Origin of the sequence: Campylobacter sp. JH32, from assembly GCF_017846535.1 — a bacterium.
GTDB classification, from domain to species: Bacteria; Campylobacterota; Campylobacteria; order Campylobacterales; family Campylobacteraceae; genus Campylobacter_D; species Campylobacter_D coli.
Genome location: NZ_JAEQBS010000064.1, coordinates 1 through 255, shown reverse-complemented (window position 1 = coordinate 255; position 255 = coordinate 1). Strand labels below are relative to the sequence as shown.

Annotated in this window: 1 pseudogene; it reads right to left on the bottom strand. The window is 29.8% G+C overall.

From position 1 onward, the window contains the following. Positions 1–255, bottom strand: a pseudogene (locus KAR67_RS09520) (hypothetical protein); the annotation flags it as partial.

Sequence of the window (255 nt, the reverse complement as noted above, 5' to 3'; positions counted from 1 at the left end):
CAATTCTATATTTATTATAATCAATCACCCAATCTACTCCCATAATTTCATCTATAAAAGGAAGCATACCAAATTCATCAGGTTTTAAAGTCTTAGCTAAGGTTTTAATCTCTTGTTCTCTTAAAGGGTTTTTATGCACTCCTACTAAACCACTTCCTACAGCAATATCTGCATAACCATAAATAGCACCTAATAAATTAGGTTTATCTAATATACTACTTCCTCCACTTAATTGTATATAAAGTATAGTAGCTT